Source organism: Brucella tritici (assembly GCF_008932295.1).
Classification (GTDB): domain Bacteria; phylum Pseudomonadota; class Alphaproteobacteria; order Rhizobiales; family Rhizobiaceae; genus Brucella; species Brucella tritici.
The window spans coordinates 157,799-176,801 of sequence record NZ_WBWA01000009.1; the positions used below are offsets into that span (position 1 = coordinate 157,799).

The following is a 19,003-nucleotide window of genomic DNA, read 5'->3' on the forward strand; positions in this document are numbered from 1 at the left end:
GCTGCTTTCCTTATATTTTGCGAGTTACGCCCATGGCTTTTCAGAGTTTCGACGTCACCACAAATCCGGCCAATGGTGGCCCACGCGTAGCGAAGCTGCGCGCGAAAATGGCTGAACTTGGCCTCGACGGCTTTCTGGTTCCTCGCGCGGATGAGCATCAGGGCGAATATGTTCCGCCCCATGCGCAGCGCCTCGCCTGGCTGACCGGCTTCACCGGTTCGGCTGGTGCCGCGCTCATCCTCAAGAACAACGCCTATATCTTCGTCGATGGACGTTATGAGCTGCAGGTCCGCGCCCAGACCGACCCGAAGGTCTTCTCCTATGAAAGCCTCGTCACAAATCCGCCTGCTTCCTGGCTGGCAGACAACGGCAAGAGCCTGCATATCGGCTTCGATCCTTGGCTCCATACCATTTCTGAAGCCCGCAGTTTACGTGAAGCACTGGAGGCTCAGGGCGGTCAGCTCGTTCCGGTCGAAATCAATCTCGTCGATGCCGTATGGGACGATCAGCCCGAAGTGCCGACGGCGGAAGTCACTATCCAGCCGGCCCGTTTCGCCGGACATGAAGCGGAAGACAAGATCAAGGAAATGCAGGCAGCCGTTGCCGCAAGCGGCGCTCGTGCTACCGTCCTGACCGATCCGTCATCAGTCGCATGGGTGTTCAATATCCGCGGCAAGGACGTGTCCAATACGCCGCTTCCATTGAGCTTTGCCATCATTCCTGCAAAGGGTGAACCAGAGCTTTTCATCGATGAACGCAAACTCGCCATTGAACCGCGCGCCTATCTGACCCAGCTCGCCAAGCTCTCGGCACCGAGCGATCTGGAAGGACACCTCAGTGCTCTCGCGGCCAAGGGAGAAGCTATCCTTCTCGATCCGATCCTCGCAGCTGAGAAGCTCCGCCTCATTGTCAGCAGCGCAGGCGGCAGCGTGATCGAAGGCAAAGACCCTGCCCGTATCCCACGAGCAATCAAGAACAAGGCCGAGCTTGACGGCTCACGCTCTGCCCATGAGCGCGACGGCGTGGCAATGGTCAATTTCCTATCATGGGTCGACGCCCAGAAGCCCGGCACAATCGATGAAATCAGCGCAGCGCAGAAGCTGGAAGAATCGCGTGCCAATGCCGGGCGCGACTTCCAGATGCCGCTGGAAGACATATCCTTCGACACGATCTCCGGTGCGGGGCCGAATGGCGCAATTATCCATTATCGCGTCAATACCGACACCAACAGAACGCTTGAAGATGGCGAGCTTTACCTGGTCGATTCCGGCGCACAATATCGCGACGGCACCACCGACATCACCCGCACCGTCCCCATCGGCAAGGTAACGCCAGAGACGATTAAGGCATTCACACTCGTGTTGAAAGGTGTGATTGCGATCACGACGGCTCGCTTCCCGAAAGGCACACGCGGGCAGGATATCGACGTTCTGGCGCGTATCGCACTATGGAAGCATGGTTTCGACTATGCGCATGGAACCGGCCACGGTGTCGGCTCCTACCTGTCGGTGCACGAGGGCCCACAGAGCATTTCGAAAAAGGGCGCGCAGGAACTGCTGCCGGGCATGATCCTTTCCAATGAACCGGGCTATTACAAGCCAGGTTCATTCGGCATCCGCATCGAAAATCTCATCATCGTCACCGAACCGGAAGTGCCTGAAGGCGGCGACATTCCGATGATGGGCTTCGAGACACTGACGTTCTGCCCTATCGACCGGCGCCTGATCGACAAGTCGCTTTTCACGCAAGAGGAAATCGACTGGCTGAACCGTTACCATGCCAGCGTGCGTGAAAAGCTTTCAGCCCATCTCAAGGACGCTGAACGCAAATGGCTCGAAGCGGCAACCGCGCCGCTTTGATAATGCATTCACACGGTGAAATGGCGTAGCGTGATCAAAAGCGCTACGCCTGCAAAGAACATAGTCATCATGCTGAGCCGCAACGAAAGCACGATACAGATCGCGAGGACGAGCAGTTCCCGCCAGCCATGATCCGAAGCGGGTGCGGCCACAATGGCCGTCAGAACGGCTGCAGGCACGGCGTTGAGCGCCGCTTCCACCCGATAATGCACATGGCTGAAGCGTGACAGCACCAGATGTCCGCCAATACGGGTGAGATAGGTGCAGAGCGCACCGGCAAGAATGATCCAGATCGTGGTGGACATTTACGCCTCCCCTTCGCGTGGCTTGGCAATAATCGCCGCAAGTACAATGCCGCCGAGTGCACCCAGCGACACATGCCACGGCGACCCCACGAACTTGTAGGCCGCCACGGCTGAAATCGCACTGACGATGACGACTGGCAACCAGTTCTGACGATGGCGGAAACTCATCACCATGCCGAGAAAATAGATCGGCAACAAAAAGTCGATGCCGAAGGCATAGGGATTCGTGATCAGATTGCCGAACAGCCCGCCAATCAGCGCTTCAAGAACCCAGGTCAGATAGAATGTGAGCCCGATGGCCATATACCAGACGAAGGTGACCGGCTTACCAGCTTCGGCTCGTTGTTCAACTTCCGCATACTGGATGTCCACCAGAACGAAAAAGGCCAGCGCCTTCTGCCATGGCTTGAAGTGACGGATGCGCCGACCCGTGGTCGCCGAATAGAGCACGTGCCGGAAATTGACGGCGAAGATCGACATGACGATCATCCACGGTGCGATGTTCTGGCCGAAAAGATCAAGCCCGACCATCTGGCTGGCCCCGGCATAGATGATGGAGCTCATGAACACCGCTTCGGCAAGCGACAATCCGTTATCGACTGCAAGTGCGCCGAACAGCAAGCCAAAGGGCGCTCCGGCAACGACAAGCGGAAGTCCGCGCCGGACACCGTCAATAATATCGGCGCGCGCTGAAGCCCTTACGGGCCGAAAAGTCTGGTCCACGAATATTCACTCCTCCGAATGAAGAGTAGTTAGGAAATTCTGCGGCCCGTTGGAATATGATTTCCCAAAAAATCATACTATTAAACAGGAATGCCGCATTTGCGCATCACTCATAAATCCGGCTGATGCATTCATGAACGATCATGATTGTTGCGGAACGGCCTTTTCGATTTTGTGCATCCAGTCCACAAGCGGGCGAGCCCGTTCGGTGAAGTCGACAAGACGATCTGCCAGATCAGCGCGGGTAATCGTTTCAGGGTCGATTTCTATCCGCACCGAGAAATGCCGATTGCGAATTGCTTCCAGCAAATCATCATCGGTCACGGCCTCAAAACCACGCGGCGTGCGCTTCAGCCGGTCGTAGTCGCTGATTTTCAAACCGTTTTTCTTGAGTTTCGCGACCATAGTGCGGAATTCTTCCGGCTTCTCGGCAATGGCTGTGCGTATAGCCAGAAGCAGTTCTTTTCTTGGCCCCCACCAAGCCACACAGGCGTAGCAGTCGCGGACACCCGGCAGGCCGATGCAGACATAGAAGCAGCCGCTCTCGTCCCATTTGGTACCCGATTGCGACAGCAGCGCAGACAGGTGACGGTTATAGGGGGCCTTGTCCTTGGAAAACCGCGTATCGCGTTTAATGCGGAACTGCGATTTCACACGGTCGCCCTTGAACGGCAGACCGGCCTTTTCAAAACGACCTGTCAGTTCCTCGACAAGATCGCCAAGCGGTTCCTTCAATTGCTGCTCGAAAAGATCCTTATTCTCGACGAACCATTCGCGATTCTGGTGAAAATCCAGAGCCTTCAGAAACGGGATCGCTTTTTCACCAAAACCGCTGAACGGGGCCATTATTCTTCTCCGACCAGTGTAAACCAGGCGTCTTCATCAATGACTTCGATTCCCAACTCGGATGCCTTGGCGAGTTTGGAACCCGCCCCCGGCCCGGCCACCACAAGATCGGTCTTTTTCGATACCGATCCGGCTGTCTTTGCTCCGTAGCGCTCAGCCATGGCCTTTGCCTCATCGCGCGACATGCGTTCCAAACTGCCGGTAAATACTACCGTCTTGCCTTCGACCGGCGAACCGGTAGCAACACGCGCTTCCTCATCAAGCGGCGTCACTTCGGCCAGAAGAGCGGCCAGCACTTGCACGTTATGCGGCTCCGCATAAAAATCCACGACAGCTTCAGCAACGATGGAACCGATGCCCTCAACCGCAATCAGTTCCTGCCAGGCTTCATTACCCTTGTCGGTACGGTCGCCTTCTATTGGCGGCACAGCCTCCTGAGCCGCTTTTTCAAAGGCGGCATAAGACAGATAGGCGCGCGCAAAGCGCTTGGCATTCACCTCGCCAACGTGACGAATACCAAGGCCAAACAGAAAGCGATGCAAGGCAATCTCGCGCCGATCATTGATCGCATCGTAAAGCTTCTTCACGGAAGTCGTGCCGAAGCCTTCAATGTTCTCCAGTTTTTTGAGGGGCGAATCCGCCTGTCGTTTTTGCAGCGTGAAGATATCAGCAGGCGATTTGATCTTCAGGCTGTCATCTTCGGCATGGAAGAAAAACTCGACCTGCTTTTCGCCAAGACCTTCAATATCGAACGCATTGCGCGATACGAAATGACGAATGCGCTCAACCGCCTGCGCGGCGCAGGTCAAACCACCAGTGCAGCGATAGACCGCCTCGCCCTCTTCGCGCACGGCATGGCTGCCACAGACCGGGCATTCATGCGGAAAATGGAACGGCACTGCATCGGCCGGGCGCTTCTCCAGCACGACATCGACAATCTGCGGGATCACATCGCCCGCACGCTGCACGATGACCGTATCGCCGACGCGAATATCATGCTCATCAGCACGAATGCGCTCACCCTTGAGACCGATACCTTTGATATAGTCCTCGTTATGCAGCGTCGCATTGGTGACGACCACGCCGCCGACAGTGATCGGCTCCAGTCGCGCTACCGGCGTCAGCGCGCCGGTGCGCCCGACCTGAATGTCGATGCCGCGCAAGATCGTCGTAGCCTGTTCTGCCGGAAACTTGTGCGCAATGGCCCATCGCGGGCTGCGCGAGCGGAAACCGAGCCGTGTCTGCAGATCGAGCCGATCAACCTTATAGACGACACCGTCAATGTCATAATCGAGTTCGGCGCGCTCTAGGCCAATGGCACGGTAATGCGCAAGCAATTCATCTGCACCGTGAAGCCGCTTCGTCAGCGGATTGACCGGGAAACCCCATTCGCGGAAAATCTCGACCATGCCCATCTGCGTATCGGCAGGCATGTCCGACATCTCACCCCAGGCATAGGCAAAGAATTTCAGTTTGCGGCTCGCCGTCACCTTGGCATCGAGCTGGCGCAGGGAACCTGCTGCCGTGTTGCGCGGGTTCACATAAGTCTGCTTGCCTTCAGCGGCCATCTGTTCGTTGAGCGCGAGGAAATCGCTCTTGGCCATATAGACCTCGCCGCGCACTTCCACGATGGAAGGCGCCCCCGCCGGAAGCCGGTTCGGAATTTCGGCAATGGTGCGGATATTCGCCGTCACATTCTCGCCGGTCGTGCCATCCCCGCGCGTCGCACCGCTAACCAGAATTCCATTCTCATAGCGGATCGACATGGAAAGCCCGTCGATCTTCGGTTCAGCGGTAAATGCAATGGAATTATCCGGCAGATGCCCCAGAAAGCGATAGACACTGCCCACGAAATCGCGGACGTCCTCGTCCGAAAACGCATTGCCGAGCGAAAGCATCGGGCGGGCGTGAACAACCTGCGCGAATTTCGAAACCGGCGCAGTGCCAACCCGCAAGGATGGACTATCCGCCCGCACCAGATGCGGGAAGCGCGCTTCTATCGCATCGTTACGCCGCTTCAGCGCGTCATACTCGGCATCGGAAATCTCTGGCCGGTCATTGGCGTGATAGAGCTCATCATGATGCGCAATTTCGCGCGCCAGCCGTTCCAGTTCTGAAACGGCTTCAGGTTCGGTCAGTTTTTCGACGGGAGTATCGGTCATAAGCGGAGCAAAACCTGCTGATTCAATTTTGCTCAACATAACCAAGAAATACGGCTACGCATACAGCCGCGCTCGGTTACGAACATGTGGTCACACTGACAACGTTCTGTCAGGAGACAAGCGCGCTATTTCTTTGTTTGTACGCATTATCCGACGCAAAACCGCTCCGCACTTTTGCTCGAAATGCTCAATTCTCGGCCAGCAGGCGCTCTGCTGCTGCGCGTGCTTCATCGGTGATGCTGGCACCGGCCAGCATTCGGGCAATCTCTTCCTGCCGCTCGTCCACTCCGATGGATCGGATCGAGGTAGACATACGGTCTTCATTGGTCGCCGACTTGGCAATCAGGAAATGTGTGGAGGCACGCGCTGCCACCTGCGGCGCATGCGTGACCGAAAGAACCTGCACACGACCGGAAAGCCGCGCAAGGCGCTGCCCGATGGCATCCGCCACCGCACCGCCCACGCCGGTATCAATTTCGTCGAATACGAGCGTCGGAGCAGAACCGCGATCCGCAAGCGCCACCTTCAGCGCCAACAGGAAACGCGAAAGCTCGCCACCCGAAGCGACCTTCATCATCGGCCCGGCCCGCGTGCCCGGATTGGTGCGCACCCAATACTCAACCGTATCGATGCCTTCCGCCGCCCGCGCTTGCGCGTCGGTCGTCATTTCAACGATGAATTCTGCGCGCTCCAGTTTCAGTGCAGGCAATTCGGCCATCACAGCAGCCTTCAGATGCTCCCCTGTTTCTTTGCGCAAACCGGAAAGCTTGGCTGCCGCCGTGTCATAGGCCGCCCGCATTTCAGTCGCCTGACCTTCAAGCTGGATAAGCTTTTCCGCTCCAGCGTCCAGATCGGCGAGATCAGCATCCATCTTGTCGCGCAGCGCAGGCAATCCCTCCACCGCGACAGAATATTTGCGTGCGGCAGCGCGCAAAGCAAAAAGCCGTTCCTCGACCTGTTCCAGCACGCGCGGATCGAAATCGATCTCGCGCATGGCATGATCTATGCCGTCCTGCGCAAGGGCCAGACTGTTAAGCGCCTCATCGATTGCCTTGCAAACCGGCTCCAGCAGATGCGGTGCTTCCGGAATCTTGCGCTCCAGACGGCGCACGAGGCTTGCCAGCGTCGGTACAGGTGATCCCTGCCCCGACAGCAACTCGCCAGCTTCGTTCACGTCACCGGCGATCTTTTCGGATTTCATCATGACCGCACGGCGCTCGGCGAGCTCTTCTTCCTCGCCGGGTTGCGGATCGAGCTTGGTCAGTTCTTCAACCGAAGAGCGCAGGTAATCGCCTTCACGCTCGGCCTGCTCGACGCGGGCGCGATGCTTGGCAAGTGCGATCTCCGCATCGCGCCAGGCCTTGTGACGCTCGCGAACCACTGCTGCCTCTGGCTCGATACCGCCAAAAGCATCCAGCAATGTACGGTGAAGATCGGTATCGATCAACGCGCGGTCGTCATGCTGGCCGTGGATTTCCACCAGCCTGCGCCCAAGGTCGCGAAGAAGCGCGACGCTCGCCGCCTGATCGTTGATGAAGACGCGCGTGCGACCGTCGCCCATCTGCAGGCGACGCAGGATGATGTCACCATCATCGTCAAAACCGTTGTCACGCAGAAAAATCCGGGCCGGATGCGCGCCCGGCACATCGAACACCGCTGTCACCTGCCCCTGATCGGCACCGTGACGCACCAACGAGGCGTCGCCACGCGCGCCAAGCGCCAGAGAAAGCGAATCAAGCAAAATAGACTTGCCCGCCCCGGTTTCACCGGTAAGCACGGACAAGCCTGTCTTGAACTCGATGTCGAGCCTTTCAATCAGAACAATATCGCGGATCGACAGGTGCGACAGCATGTGAGAATCAGCTTATGAGCCGCCGCCGGTGATGAGCGACGAGGCCTTGGCCAGCCACGAATTGCCATTCTCGCGCGGTTCAAGACCACCACTTTGCAGAAGCTTGTAGCTGTCCTTGTACCACGGGCTGTCCGGATAGTTCTTGCCGAGAACTGAAGCTGCCATCTGGGCTTCCGACGTCAGGCCAAGCGCATAGTAAGCTTCGACGAGACGAGCGAGGGCTTCTTCCACCTGACGGGTGTTGGAATATTCCTCCACAACACCGCGGAAGCGCTTGATAGAAGCAAGGTATTCCTTGCGCTCCAGATAATAGCGGCCAACCTGCATTTCCTTGCCTGCGAGCTGGTCGCGAGCGAAGCGGATCTTGGCCTTGGCATCATCCGTATATTCGGAATCCGGGAAACGATCGACCACTTCCTGCATCGCAGCGATCGCGCGACGGCTCGCAGCCTGATCGCGGGTCACGTCCGGAATCTGGCGGAAGTAGGAAAGACCGATGATGTAATAGGCATAGGCTGATTCAGGCGAAGTCGGGTAAAGCGTATTGTAACGCTTCGCCATCGAGATCGCTTCTTCGTAATTGCCCTTGCGGTAGTTGGTAAAGGCAGCCATCACGAGCGACTTGCGTGCCCATTCCGTGTAGGGGTGCTGGCGGTCGACGGCGGCGAACTTCTTCGCAGCTTCATCAAGGCGACCAGCATCCAGATTGGCGAGACCTTCATTGTAGGTTTTGTCGGCAGGATCGATCGTCTCGACATACTTGGTGAGATCGATGTCGTCGTCCTTGCTGGCACAACCGGCGAGCGGGATAAGAACGGCGATAGCGCCAGTCAGCAGCGCGGTTTTCGTCACACCCTTGAATTTGAAACTCGTCATGCGGTCTCCGGCCTTTTGGCAGCGTCATTCCTGTTTGGAACTGCGTGCTTCTAGCACTGCACGGCTGCTCCATCCATACAAATCATTCAGCTTCAGCGAATGTACGAACATAGCTGACGCCGTTTTGGCCGTCCATAAACCACATGCAGGCGAAATCGGCAATCGTCTAGTGGCCTGAAATCCGCCGGACGGCGTATCGAAACGCGTAACCAGTGTGAATTGTCCCCGGTATTGGCTACCCGTGTGGGTAGATGCTCCCCGATCAATCCACCGTAAAACGACGCATCGACTCAATTGCGAGGTGAACCGGCGAACACGGCTCAATTAAGGCCACGCGCCGATACATACTACTTCTTGGCTAATTTAGAGCGTATCCCGAAAAGTGTGGAACGGCATTCGGATAAGATTCGCGGCTCCAAACAAACGCTTAGAGTGCCCATGGAGCCGCGATATTCGGCTTCACGGCAACGAAATCGGATGCTCTGGAATTCTGGCGAACACCGGAGGCCTCGACAATATCGAACGCCGTCTTGTCCGACAGCAGCGCCTTGACCGTTTCCGCATTCAGCCTGTGGCCGCTGCGATAGGAACGGAAGCAGCCGAGAAACGGCAGACCGGCAAGCGCCAGATCTCCGACGGCATCGAGCGTCTTATGACGAACGAACTCATCCCTGAAACGCAGGCCACCCGGATTGATGACAGAATTGTCGTCGCCAATGACAAGCGAATTGTCGAGCGACGAGCCAAGCGCATGGCCGGAAGCCCAGAGGCGTTCCACATCCTTCATGAAACCGAAAGTGCGCGCAGTGGAAAGCTCCTTGCGGAAGGTCGCTTCATCCACATCGTCGGCAAATTTCTGCCGGCCGATCAGCGGGCACTCGAAGTCGATCTCGACCTCAAACCGTGTACCGGCAAAGGGACGAAATTCACCCCAGGAGCCACCGGCTTCGACGCGAACCGTTTTCAGAATACGGATAAAGCGGCGCTTCGCTTCCTGCGTGACGATACCTGCCTCATCGAAAGCTTCGATGAAACGCGCAGAAGTACCGTCGAGAATGGGAACTTCAGGACCATCAATTTCAACGACAAGGTTATCAATGCCCAGTGCGGCGACCGCAGCCATCAGGTGCTCGACCGTGTCGATCTTGGATTCTTTTGGGCCGAGCGACGTGCAGAGGTCAGTGGCGCCAATCTGTGAAACATGGGCCCGTACTTCCGGTGCCTTGCCCTTCAGGTCCGAGCGCTGAAACACGATACCCGTATCGGCATCGGCCGGGAAAAACGTCGCCGAAGCCGGGGCCCCGCCATGAACGCCGACGCCTGAAAGCGTGACCGCACGACCAATTGTCTTTTGATAAGCGCTCAAGACAGTTCCAATCTGCTGAATAAAATGAATGCAGGCCGTTCAAACGGAATTTCAACACAGCCCATTTCGCAATTCTTTGCGTCTATATGGATAGATATAGCTAAAATTGCGACCGGAAATACACAGGGTTCACAAACATGTGCTGCCCCAACCATACCCCGTTTCAATTAAAATAATAATTTGCGTGACTTGAACAAAATCACGCTTTCTTACGAATGTTTTGATTTTGTTTACTGAAACGAAAAAACCGCGGGAGTTACCCGCGGCTTTCCTATTCACTAACCGAAATGACTCAGTTCGACTGACGGCGCAGGAAGGCCGGAATTTCGAGCTGATCTTCTTCCGAAGCTGCACGCGGCTGCGGGCGGCCCTGATCGTCAAGCTGGCCACGACGTGGTGCGTAGATCGACGAGTCCTGCTGCGGAGCGCGACGTTCAGCCGGGCGCATGCCAGGTTCACGATGCTGAGCCGGTTCCAGACGAGCGGCAGGCTGATCTTCCTCACGACGCGACAGACCATGGGTCAGGCGCTTCAGAAGGCTCATCGGGCCGCGTGGCTCTTCCTGTGCAGGCTGCTGCGGAGCGCGACGGGCATTGATTTCAGCCTGTGCGACCGGCGGGAAATCCGAAACGGCAGGCATGCGCGGAGCAGGACGCGGTTCACGAACCGGCTGTTCATGCATTTGCGGCTGCTGGTAGGCCTGTGGCTGTGCGGCCTGATGACCTGCCGGGGCCTGCGGCATCGGTGCACGGGCAACCGGGGCGCGTTCGAAGGATTCCGGAGCAGGAGCCTGGAAAATGCGGCTCTGCGGGCGGAATTCCGGCTCAGCAGAAGCGGCAGGAGCTGCCGGGATTTCAGCTTCGGCAGACTGGATTGCCTGAGCAATCGGATCGACCTGACGCGGCTGTTCAACGACCGGAGGACGAAGTGCGCCATGCGGAGCCATCGGCTTTGCCTGTGCAGTCTGCTTTACCGGCTGGCGAAATTCCAGCGGCGCAGGCGCCGCGTCTCCTAACTGCTTATCGATACCGGTAGCGACGACAGAGACGCGGATGACGCCTTCGAGGCCTTCGTCGAAGGTTGCGCCAAGGATGATGTTCGCATCCGGATCGACTTCTTCGCGAATACGCGTCGCAGCTTCGTCGACTTCGAACAGGGTCATGTCGCGACCACCGGTGATCGAGATCAGGAGGCCCTTCGCGCCGCGCATCGAGGTTTCGTCGAGCAGCGGGTTGGCGATTGCAGCTTCGGCAGCGGCCATTGCACGGCCTTCACCGGAAGCTTCGCCCGTACCCATCATGGCCTTGCCCATTTCGCGCATCACCGAACGAACGTCGGCGAAGTCGAGATTGATGAGGCCTTCCTTGACCATCAGGTCGGTGATGCAGGCAACGCCCGAATAAAGCACCTGGTCAGCCATTGCGAAAGCATCGGCGAAGGTGGTCTTGTCGTTGGCGATGCGGAAGAGGTTCTGGTTCGGAATGACGATAAGCGTATCGACATTCTTCTGCAGTTCTTCGATGCCGAGATCGGCAGTCTTCATGCGGCGGGCGCCTTCGAAATGGAAAGGCTTGGTCACGACGCCAACGGTGAGGATGCCGCGTTCGCGAGCAGCGCGCGCCACGACCGGAGCTGCACCCGTACCGGTACCGCCGCCCATGCCGGCAGTCACGAAGCACATATGCGTGCCGTTCAGGTGATCGACGATTTCGTCGATGCATTCTTCAGCAGCCGCGCGGCCAACCTCTGGCTGGGAACCAGCACCAAGGCCTTCTGTGACAGCAGCGCCAAGCTGGATCATGCGTTCGGACTTCGACATCGTCAAAGCCTGAGCGTCGGTGTTGGCCACGACAAAATCCACGCCGCGCAGACCGGCATTGATCATGTTGTTGACCGCATTGCCGCCGCCGCCGCCGACACCGAATACGGTGATGCGGGGCTTCAGCTCGGTGATATCCGGCTTTTGCAGATTGATAGTCATAGGTCCTTGTTCCTCTTAAGCCTTACCACCGCTTCGCCGCCGCGGTGTGGATTGGTTGTTACCCAGATGGTCACGCCCCAATAATTCAACACGCTATTTCAACAGCTTACACAACACTTGCTACTCAGAAACTCTCTTTCAGCCATTGGCTGACACGTTGAATGCGCCCACCCGTACCGGTCATGAGACCGGAGGAAGCTGCTTTCACCGACCGCTCTTCTATCCCGGCCACCTGCGGGTAGATCAGAAGTCCAACGGTCGCGGCAAAAGCTGCCCCCTTAGCCGCCTCAGGCAATCCCGCTATTCCTAGAGGACGCCCGATTCGTACATTTCTTGCAAGGATTCGCCGGGCCGCCTCTGGCATTCCTGGCAGTTGGCTTGCGCCGCCGGTCAGAACCACACGCTTGCCGACAATATGTCCAAGACCTGACTGGTTGAGCCTGTCGCGCACCAGTTCCAGCGTCTCTTCCACTCTTGCACGGATAATCCGCGTCAGCACCGAGCGCGGATATTGATTGGGTACATCACGCTCATCGTCGCCGATGGGCGGCACGGAGATGAGATCGCGGTCATCGGCAGCGCTCGGCAGAGCAGAGCCGTACATGACCTTCAGGCGCTCGGCATCTTCCATCCGGGTGGAGAAGCCGCGAGCCACGTCCATCGTCACGTGATTGCCGCCAATGGCCACTGCATCGGCGTGAATGAACTTGCCTTCGGAGAAGACGGAAATCGTCGTCGTGCCGCCGCCCATATCAATACAGGCCGCACCCATTTCAGCCTCGTCGCCGACCAGAGCCGCAAGACCGCTGGCATAAGGCGTTGCTACGATGGCTTCCACCGACAGGTGGCAGCGATTGATGCAAAGTTCCAGATTGCGCAACGGCGCCGCATCGGCAGTCAGCACATGCATGTCGACGCCAAGGCTGTCGCCCAACATTCCGAGAGGATCGCGAATGCCACGTTCACCGTCGAGCGTATAACCGACCGGCAGCGAATGAACGAGGTGACGCTCGGCTGCGAGCGCCTGCTTGGCACCGGCGGCCAGAACGCGGCGAATATCAGTCTGCTCGACTTCATGGCCGCCCAGATTGACGCTTGCGGTGAAGGTTTCGCTCTTGAGGCGACCGGCCGAAATATTAACGATCAGGCTATCGACGGTAAGGCCAGCCATGCGTTCCGCTGCATCGACCGCAAGACGAATCGACTGCTCAGCGGCATCCAGATCGATGATGACGCCCGACTTGACGCCGCGCGAACGCTGATGGCCGATGCCCAGCACTTCCATACGGTGCGTGCGACCTGGCAGCAGTGCGCCGCCTTCATGCGGACGCAACCGTGCGATGACGCAGGAAACCTTGCTCGATCCGACATCCAGAACCGTTAACAGGCGCACCTTGCGCCCTGCTGTTCCGCCTTGTGATGATCCCTTGCCGCCCAGAATACTCATACGCGCTTCCCCGTGCGGGATAGTTCTTTTTTACGCTCTGCCAGAAACTTCTGGCGCTGCTCCATGCCAGTTGCCGTCAATTGGACCGTCACACGATCATCGAGACGAAGATCGACCGCAGCGATATCGCGCGACAGAAGATGCTGGTCCTGATCGAGCTTCTCGACCTGCGCCAATGCCTTCAGCGGATCGGTTTCCGGCAGCATGATGCGCACGCCATTATCGAGAAGCAGATCCCAGCGACGGTCGCCGACACGGATGTAGGCGCGAACCTTTCCGGCCAGACCGGGATAGGCAGCAATCTCGTCGACAAACCCTTTGACCTTCTTTTCCGCACCCTCACCCACGACGAGCGGCAGCGAATTGTAACGGCCGGAACGGAACGGAACGATCGTGTCGCCAGCGGCGTCGATCAGCGACAGGTCCTTGTCGTTCTGCCAGATGGCGAACGCCTTGCGCTCATGCAGCGAAACAAGAACGGTGCCGGGATAAACCTTGCGAACTTCTGCGCTTTCAACCCAGGGCAGTTTGTCGATCGACTGGCGCGCTTCTTCTGCGCTCAGACCGACAAGAGACGTCTCGCCGTCGAGATCAAGCTGGCCCAGAACATCGATATCGGAGGTCTCGTTGTTTCCAACGACCTTTACATCCTCGATTGCAAAACCGAGCGTGGAAGCAGTCGCCTTGACCACCTCCGGCGCGTGACCGCCAACCGCCATGCCATAGAGGCCGGTAGCACCGAGGAAACCCAGCATGCCGACAGTGCCAGCATGGCGCGGAATATTAACATTGCCCTGGAAAAGGCGGACGGCAAAGCGGAACGGCTTGCGCAGGAAGCGCGGCAGGACAAAAGCAGCACCCATCGCCCCCGATGCATCCCGCATCGAGCCCGAGCGCCCATATCCGTCCGATTTTCCGTTCAACGCAAACAAGACGCGTCCTCCACCATCCAACTCAACAATTCACCGAAAGAGATACCAGCCGCTTTGGCGATATCAGGCACGAGCGAGGTAGGAGTCATCCCCGGCTGGGTATTGATTTCCAGCCAGATAACTTCGCCATCTTCAGAGAAACGATCATCGAAACGGAAGTCTGACCGGCTTACGCCCCGACACCCGATTGCCCGATGCGCCGTAAGGGCCATTGTTTGTATTTTTTGGTAAATATTTGGTAAAATTTTTGCCGGACACACGTGAGAAGACGCACCTGCAACATATTTTGAATCATAGTCGTAGAACTGATGCCCTACCGGAATGATCTCGCACACGTCCATGACGCGATCACCCATCACCGCACAGGTCAATTCCCGACCGGGAATGTATTTTTCGACCAGCACCTCGGCGCCGTAATTCCACTCAGCCGAACTGATGATTTGCGGAGGATGCGTCTGATCCTCCTTAACGATCACAACACCAAAGCTCGAACCTTCACGAACCGGCTTGACCACGTAAGGCGGCTCCATCGGATGCTCTGTACCGATTTCAAAACGATTGAGCAGAAGCGAGGGAGCAACAGCAACGCCAGCAGCAGCCGCAACCTTCTTGGCGCGATCCTTGTCCATGGCAAGCGCCGAAGCGAGCACGCCCGAATGCGTATAGGGAATCTGGAGATATTCGAGCACGCCCTGAATAGCGCCATCCTCACCGAAAGGACCATGCAGCGCATTGAACGCAACATCAGGCTTCAGTTCTGCAAGAACGCTGGCAACATTGCGATCCACATCAACACGCGTCACGCGATAGCCGCGCTCTTCAAGGGTCGCAGCGCAAGCTGCTCCGGAGGACAAGCTGACCGGACGCTCCGAAGAGAAACCGCCCATCAAAACGGCGACGTGCTTTCCCGTCATGTTAGCATCCCCTCTGCGCAATCCCCTGCGCATCAATTAAACAGAATCCGAGCAACCCAGCAGCACAGGCCGCAGGCACCCGCGGCAGGAAAATCCTGCCGAATCAAATCACTGTGTGGTTAACCCTAAAGAATCAGAGGATTGATTCCGTGACAAGACCCTATAGGAAGGGACGAACCTTACGCGTCGCTTGTGAAGGCAAAAAAGCCCGGAATATCAGGTAGAAAATCCGGGCAACTTTTTTATCAAAATTTTCCAAGAAACTCTTCAACCGGCTCACCCTCGCGGAACAAACCGAGACGTTTGATTTCCCAATGAAGGCGAATACCCGAATTTTCGAAAACTTTGGCGCGTACCGTTTCGCCCAAAGTCTCCAGATCATGCCCCGTTGCGGTGCCTGTATTGATCATAAAATTGCAGTGCATTTCGGACATCTGCGCGCCGCCGACACGCAAACCGCGACAGCCTGCCTTGTCGATTTCCTTCCAGGCCGATGTGCCTTCCGGATTCTTGAAGGTCGAACCACCCGTCTTTTCGCGCACAGGCTGCACCGTCTCGCGATGATGCTGCACCTCGTCCATGGCCTGCCGGATCTCATCTCGCTCACCCGGAACTCCCTCGAACAAGACGGAGGTAAAAATCATATCCGATGGCGCAGAAGAATGCCGATAGGCGTAGCCCATATCGGCATTGGAAAGCACATGCACCTCGCCGTTCCGATCAAGGGCGCGAATCTCAACGACGCGCTCGCGTGTTTCCACGCCGTTTGCGCCTGCATTCATGCGCAAAGCGCCGCCAATGCCGCCGGGTATGCCGTGGTAGAAATGAAAGCCAGCCAGCCCCGCTTCCAGAGCCGCTGCGGCCACACGCTTGTCAGGCGTCGCCGCCCCGGCCCGCAACTGCGTATCGGAAACCTGTTCGACTTCGCCGAAGCCTTTTGCAGAAAGCCGCACGACGAAGCCGGGAACACCGCCATCGCGTACGAGCAGATTGGAGCCGATGCCGACAACGAGAATCGGTATCTCTTCCGGCACGGCTTTCAGAAATGTGGAGAGGTCTTCTTCGTCGCCAGGCTGAAACAGGACCTGTGCCGGTCCGCCAGCGCGGAACCAGGTGATCTTGTCCATGCCGGTATCGGGCGTCAGCCGACCACGCAAGCCCGACAGTTTGCCGTCGAGCTTCTTCAGAAGCGTCTCACCGCTTTCCATGTTACTTCTTACCCTGTTCTGCCAGTTCTTTCGGCAGTGCATATGCCCACTGCGTAATATTGCCTGCGCCGAGGCAGACTACGAAATCGCCCGGCTCTGCAATCGACGCGACCAACGGCGCCAGCGCCTCTGGACCGCTGGCATAGCGCGCATCGCGATGACCTGCGGTCTTGATGCGTGATACGAGCGTTTCGGAATTGATGCCTTCGATCGGGTCTTCGCCTGCCGTATAGACCGGCGCCACGATGACTGTATCGGCATCGTTGAAACATGCCGCGAATTCATCAAACAGGCTTGCCAGACGCGTGAAACGGTGCGGCTGCACGATGGCAACCACACGACCTTTCGTGGCTTCACGCGCGGCTTTCAGCACGGCGCGGATTTCAACCGGGTGATGGCCGTAATCGTCGAATATCTCGACGCCGTTCCATGTGCCCGTATGGGTAAAGCGACGTTTCACGCCGCCGAACGAGCCGAGACCGCGACGAATATCGTCGGCAGAGATACCCAGTTCATGCGCGACAGCGATTGCTGCCGTCGCATTGGATACGTTGTGCTGGCCCGGCATCGGCAGACGCAGATCCTTGATCTCGGTCGCCTCGCCCTTGCGGGAGCGGATCACGACATCGAACAGGCTCGCCGCGCCATCCATCCGGTGATTGACAAAACGCACATCGGCCTGCGGGTTCTGGCCATAAGTCACAATACGCCGGTCTTCGATGCGGCTCACCAGAGCCTGCACTTCGGGATGGTCAAGGCACATCACGCCAAAGCCATAGAACGGCACATTCTCGACAAACTGCGCGAAAGCCGCGCGCACGGCATCGAAATTGCCGTAATGGTCGAGATGTTCCGGGTCGATATTGGTGACGACCGCAATATCAGCCGGAAGCTTGAGGAACGTACCGTCGCTTTCATCCGCTTCCACCACCATCCAGTCACCATCGCCCATGCGGGCATTGGTGCCATAGGCGTTGATGATACCGCCATTGATAACCGTTGGATCGAGGTGCCCGGCATCGAGCAAGGCCGCAACCATCGACGTCGTGGTGGTCTTGCCATGCGTGCCGCCAATCGCGACCGCATGACGGAAGCGCATCAGTTCGGCCAGCATTTCGGCACGGCGCACGATGGGCAACAGTTTTTCGCGTGCAGCAACCAGCTCGGGATTGTTCTTCTTGATCGCCGTCGAAACGACAACCACTTCGGCATCGCCGATATTTTCAGCCTTGTGGCCGACAAAGACCTCAATGCCTTTTTCACGCAGGCGCTGTACATTGGCGCTGTCGGACTGGTCCGAGCCCTGCACATGATAGCCGAGATTGTGCAGCACTTCGGCAATACCGCTCATGCCGATGCCGCCAATTCCGATGAAATGGACAAGCCCGATATTCAGCGGCATTTTCATGGCCGAGTTCCTTCTTTAAATTCCTGAACAGATTTACCTGCTGCAATAGCCTCTGCCAGATCAGCAAGCAACCGCGCTGCATCCGGCTTACCAACGCTTTTTGCAGCTTTTGCTTGTGCTTCGAGGCGCTCCGGCTGATTCATTGCAGCCTGGAGTATCGCGGCCAAGCATTCTGGCGACAATTCCGACTGGCGAACGACCTCGCCACCGCCGACAGCCGCAAGCGCTGCCGCATTCGCCGCCTGATCATGATCGAGCGCATGCGGAAACGGCACCAGCATTGCCGGGCGGCCGATCACCGTGATCTCCGAAACAGTCGAAGCGCCGGAACGCGAAATCACGAACTGGGCATCCGCCATGCGTGCCGGCATATCGTTGAAAAACGGCGCAACATCAGCGGGAACACCAAGTTTCTTGTAAGCTTCCCGCACGGCGGCTTCGTCTTCCTTGCGCGCCTGTTGGGTAATCAGCAACCGCGCCCGGTCTCTATCCGGCAGCAAGGCCACGGCAGCGGGAATGGCTGTCGAAAAGAACTGTGCGCCCTGGCTACCGCCAAAAACCAGCAGGCGGAACCGTTCATCCGCCTTGACCGGCTTGTAAGAAGTCCCAGCCGCGGCCAGAACCGGAGGACGCACCGGATTGCCGGTCGTGACCGTCTTTTCGGCATAGGCCCCGCCGGTCTCGGGCAGAAAGCCACCAGCAATTGCTTTCACGCGACCTGCAAGCCCTTTGTTGGCGCGGCCCATGACGGCATTCTGCTCGTGCACCATCGTCGGGATGTTCATGTTGCTCGCGGCATAGAGCGGCGGCAGTGTCGGATAGCCACCAAAGCCCGCGACGAGTTTGGGCTTCAGCCGGCGGAACAATTTACGGGAATCGAGATTGCCCTGCCATAGCGACCAGAACGTCTTCAGGAGCGCTATCGGGTTGCGGCCTGCAATTGTTGCCGAACGAATGACATGAATATGGTCTTCCGCGAAGGCACCCGCGAAACGCTGCGCACGCGCATCGGTCGCCAGATGGACGTCCCAACCGCGTGCCTTCAATTCATGCGCCAGCGCTTCCGCCGGAAAGAGATGGCCGCCCGTTCCACCGGCGGCCAGTACGATTACGCCTTTTACCAT

The 19,003-nt window shown here is 57.7% G+C and carries 15 protein-coding genes; 1 reads left to right on the forward strand and 14 read right to left on the reverse strand.

Going from position 1 to position 19,003, the window contains the following annotated elements; genetic code table 11:
- Nucleotides 1-32 precede the first annotated feature (32 nt).
- Nucleotides 33-1,859 (forward strand): aminopeptidase P family protein, encoded by a 1,827-nt coding sequence (locus F9K91_RS12075; RefSeq protein WP_151651784.1) that lies wholly within the window; start codon nt 33-35, stop codon nt 1,857-1,859.
- Between the two features lie 8 nt (nt 1,860-1,867).
- On the opposite strand, the gene F9K91_RS12080 is transcribed toward F9K91_RS12075, so the two are convergent.
- The 14 genes from F9K91_RS12080 to murG all read right to left on the reverse strand — a co-directional run bounded on the left by F9K91_RS12080 (nt 1,868) and on the right by murG (nt 19,003).
- A complete protein-coding gene (locus tag F9K91_RS12080; protein ID WP_151557287.1) occupies nt 1,868-2,164 on the reverse strand; it encodes an AzlD family protein in 297 nt (98 codons plus the stop codon).
- Nucleotides 2,165-2,887: an AzlC family ABC transporter permease gene (locus F9K91_RS12085; RefSeq protein WP_061346016.1), complete on the reverse strand. Its 723-nt coding sequence runs from the start codon at nt 2,885-2,887 to the stop codon at nt 2,165-2,167.
- 141 nt (nt 2,888-3,028) lie between these two features.
- Nucleotides 3,029-3,733 carry a DUF2461 domain-containing protein gene (locus F9K91_RS12090; RefSeq protein WP_151651785.1) on the reverse strand — a complete coding sequence of 235 codons (705 nt, stop codon included), beginning with the start codon at nt 3,731-3,733 and terminating at the stop codon, nt 3,029-3,031.
- On the reverse strand, nt 3,733-5,895 hold the full coding sequence (ligA, locus tag F9K91_RS12095) for an NAD-dependent DNA ligase LigA (RefSeq protein ID WP_151651786.1): 2,163 nt from the start codon (nt 5,893-5,895) through the stop codon (nt 3,733-3,735). The genes F9K91_RS12090 and ligA overlap by 1 nt, the downstream gene beginning before the upstream one ends.
- A 187-nt stretch (nt 5,896-6,082) precedes the next feature.
- Complete coding sequence (gene recN / locus F9K91_RS12100; RefSeq protein WP_151557282.1) at nt 6,083-7,747, reverse strand: DNA repair protein RecN; 1,665 nt, start codon at nt 7,745-7,747, stop codon at nt 6,083-6,085.
- A 12-nt stretch (nt 7,748-7,759) separates the two neighbouring features.
- On the reverse strand, nt 7,760-8,623 hold the full coding sequence (locus F9K91_RS12105) for an outer membrane protein assembly factor BamD (RefSeq protein WP_010659737.1): 864 nt from the start codon (nt 8,621-8,623) through the stop codon (nt 7,760-7,762).
- A 427-nt stretch (nt 8,624-9,050) separates the two neighbouring features.
- On the reverse strand, nt 9,051-9,989 hold the full coding sequence (gene lpxC / locus F9K91_RS12115) for a UDP-3-O-acyl-N-acetylglucosamine deacetylase (protein WP_151557280.1): 939 nt from the start codon (nt 9,987-9,989) through the stop codon (nt 9,051-9,053).
- A 292-nt stretch (nt 9,990-10,281) separates the two neighbouring features.
- Nucleotides 10,282-11,970 carry a cell division protein FtsZ gene (ftsZ, locus tag F9K91_RS12120; protein WP_151677874.1) on the reverse strand — a complete coding sequence of 563 codons (1,689 nt, stop codon included), beginning with the start codon at nt 11,968-11,970 and terminating at the stop codon, nt 10,282-10,284.
- Nucleotides 11,971-12,094: 124 nt separating this feature from the next.
- Nucleotides 12,095-13,417 carry a cell division protein FtsA gene (gene ftsA / locus F9K91_RS12125; RefSeq protein ID WP_010659734.1) on the reverse strand — a complete coding sequence of 441 codons (1,323 nt, stop codon included), beginning with the start codon at nt 13,415-13,417 and terminating at the stop codon, nt 12,095-12,097.
- Nucleotides 13,414-14,349 carry a cell division protein FtsQ/DivIB gene (locus tag F9K91_RS12130; RefSeq protein WP_151677875.1) on the reverse strand — a complete coding sequence of 312 codons (936 nt, stop codon included), beginning with the start codon at nt 14,347-14,349 and terminating at the stop codon, nt 13,414-13,416. Before F9K91_RS12130 ends, ftsA begins: the two co-directional genes overlap by 4 nt.
- A complete protein-coding gene (locus tag F9K91_RS12135) occupies nt 14,337-15,263 on the reverse strand; it encodes a D-alanine--D-alanine ligase (protein ID WP_061346010.1) in 927 nt (308 codons plus the stop codon). The genes F9K91_RS12130 and F9K91_RS12135 overlap by 13 nt, the downstream gene beginning before the upstream one ends.
- Before the next feature lie 245 nt (nt 15,264-15,508).
- Entirely contained in the window at nt 15,509-16,471 is a 963-nt protein-coding gene (gene murB / locus F9K91_RS12140; protein ID WP_151677876.1) for a UDP-N-acetylmuramate dehydrogenase, read from the reverse strand.
- Between the two features lies 1 nt (nt 16,472).
- Nucleotides 16,473-17,879 carry a UDP-N-acetylmuramate--L-alanine ligase gene (murC, locus tag F9K91_RS12145; protein WP_151677877.1) on the reverse strand — a complete coding sequence of 469 codons (1,407 nt, stop codon included), beginning with the start codon at nt 17,877-17,879 and terminating at the stop codon, nt 16,473-16,475.
- On the reverse strand, nt 17,876-19,003 hold the full coding sequence (gene murG, locus F9K91_RS12150; protein WP_151677878.1) for an undecaprenyldiphospho-muramoylpentapeptide beta-N-acetylglucosaminyltransferase: 1,128 nt from the start codon (nt 19,001-19,003) through the stop codon (nt 17,876-17,878). Before murG ends, murC begins: the two co-directional genes overlap by 4 nt.

Bases quoted from the DNA above. Each gene is read 5' to 3' on its own strand.
- F9K91_RS12075 (WP_151651784.1), top strand. From the start codon at position 33: ATGGCTTTTCAGAGTTTCGACGTCACCACAAATCCGGCCAATGGTGGC.
- F9K91_RS12080 (WP_151557287.1), bottom strand. From the start codon at position 2,164: ATGTCCACCACGATCTGGATCATTCTTGCCGGTGCGCTCTGCACCTAT.
- F9K91_RS12090 (WP_151651785.1), bottom strand. From the start codon at position 3,733: ATGGCCCCGTTCAGCGGTTTTGGTGAAAAAGCGATCCCGTTTCTGAAG.
- ligA (WP_151651786.1), bottom strand. From the start codon at position 5,895: ATGACCGATACTCCCGTCGAAAAACTGACCGAACCTGAAGCCGTTTCA.
- recN (WP_151557282.1), bottom strand. From the start codon at position 7,747: ATGCTGTCGCACCTGTCGATCCGCGATATTGTTCTGATTGAAAGGCTC.
- F9K91_RS12105 (WP_010659737.1), bottom strand. From the start codon at position 8,623: ATGACGAGTTTCAAATTCAAGGGTGTGACGAAAACCGCGCTGCTGACT.
- ftsZ (WP_151677874.1), bottom strand. From the start codon at position 11,970: ATGACTATCAATCTGCAAAAGCCGGATATCACCGAGCTGAAGCCCCGC.
- ftsA (WP_010659734.1), bottom strand. From the start codon at position 13,417: ATGAGTATTCTGGGCGGCAAGGGATCATCACAAGGCGGAACAGCAGGG.
- F9K91_RS12135 (WP_061346010.1), bottom strand. From the start codon at position 15,263: ATGACGGGAAAGCACGTCGCCGTTTTGATGGGCGGTTTCTCTTCGGAG.
- murB (WP_151677876.1), bottom strand. From the start codon at position 16,471: ATGGAAAGCGGTGAGACGCTTCTGAAGAAGCTCGACGGCAAACTGTCG.
- murC (WP_151677877.1), bottom strand. From the start codon at position 17,879: ATGAAAATGCCGCTGAATATCGGGCTTGTCCATTTCATCGGAATTGGC.
- murG (WP_151677878.1), bottom strand. From the start codon at position 19,003: ATGGTAAAAGGCGTAATCGTACTGGCCGCCGGTGGAACGGGCGGCCAT.